The organism is Bathymodiolus platifrons methanotrophic gill symbiont (genome assembly GCF_002189065.1).
GTDB lineage: Bacteria > Pseudomonadota > Gammaproteobacteria > Methylococcales > Methylomonadaceae > Methyloprofundus.
Genome location: NZ_BDMN01000348.1, coordinates 1 through 1,409 on the forward strand (window position 1 = coordinate 1; position 1,409 = coordinate 1,409).

Below are 1,409 nucleotides of genomic sequence, written 5' to 3' on the forward strand. Positions count from 1 at the left end.
ATAAGATTGCTTTGATTTCTTGTCTGGATTTGCTGGGGGATTATATTTTCGCATTATATAGAGTTTCGACAGTCTATGGCTGGCATAAGCAACACTTATCTGTATGACGAATTCGATCACCTTGGAACTTATATAACTTATAACAGATATGATCAAAAGATCAAGGAAGGTAAGCATGATTGGAGTATGTCCAATGTGATCGACGAATTCTTCAAAAGTGAAAGCTGGGAAACCGAACCCGTTCCGATTCAAGCGTTTCCTGATGAGGTTTTGAAATTGCTTAAAGCATTAGACACTACCCAATCACCTGGATGGTTATTAGCTGAAAGCCTTATTCGAGATTATGGTAAACAACAACGTAAGCAGCTTGCTACTTGTCTTTCAACGATAAGAAAAACAACTATGAAAAAGCCTTCAGCTTACTTTGCATACGCTCACGATGATAAATTACTCTTTGTCTGGATGCAAAAATCTCACCATGATTTTGAATGGAAAAAGGTAAAAGACAAAGGAAGCTCAGTTTCTCTGTGTGCTGATAATCGACTCAACATGTTTGGCATACTGATTGAGGTTGCTATAGGTGGTGTCTATGTTAAAGCGAAATATTTTAAAGTTAACGTTCAGTCTGTTCAAACTAAGGAGAACCAACATATCTTTGACGATGCTAAACGCATGCTCTCGCGGAAAAATAGAAAAGACCTTTAAATTTTTGGTTCTGTCGCAAAAAACAAATATTTGTGTAAAACCAGCTATAACCTGTTTTTATGCCGCTCATAAATAGAGCATCATGCAGGAGAAAAATATTATCACCCCATCGCGACAATTGAACGGATAAGCCAAGTATGGCCTGGTGCTCAGGAAAAATAATTACTTAAATAATGACGTCATTTTTAATTGAGAATGCTAACCTACTTTGGGTAAAATTACATCTTATGATCGTAGATAATAGGGATAGTTTTGTTTTCTGCGACAGAACCTCAATAAAAACTAAACGCCCAAAAGTGTCATTTCAACCAATGCTAGCCAGCGTCCATGATCGCTTTAGTGGTTTATGACATATATTTGTAGTAGTTTGTAGTAACGCTACTACTATACTGTGCAGTGTAGATGATGGCTAACCAAAATGAAAATACACTCATTTTTATGAATTTTACAATCTATAAGTGATTGATTTATATAGGTGTAAGATTGTCATTTTTGGCTTAAATTAAAATTGGCGTAGGTATTGAAAATCATCACATATTTAGAGTGAACACGCCAGTTTTAGCCTTCTCCAATATGAAATGAGTCTGAAAACAGCACCGTATTCCAATATAGAATGAGTCTAAGCTGACAAATTCGTTTAATCTGTTCATGATGTAGATCGGGGAGTCGCTATTTTTGCGAAAGCTTGTTTTGGGCATCCCAGC

Annotated in this window: 1 protein-coding gene; it reads left to right on the top strand. The window is 36.3% G+C overall.

All coding sequences use genetic code 11. The annotated features are described in order from the left end of the window. Nucleotides 1-75 precede the first annotated feature (75 nt). Complete coding sequence (locus CDZ78_RS17310; protein ID WP_087871107.1) at nt 76-705, top strand: hypothetical protein; 630 nt, start codon at nt 76-78, stop codon at nt 703-705. Nucleotides 706-1,409 lie beyond the last annotated feature (704 nt).

What these genes read in the sequence shown, in the direction of transcription:
- CDZ78_RS17310 (WP_087871107.1), top strand. Translation starts at nt 76, where the DNA reads ATGGCTGGCATAAGCAACACTTATCTGTATGACGAATTCGATCACCTT.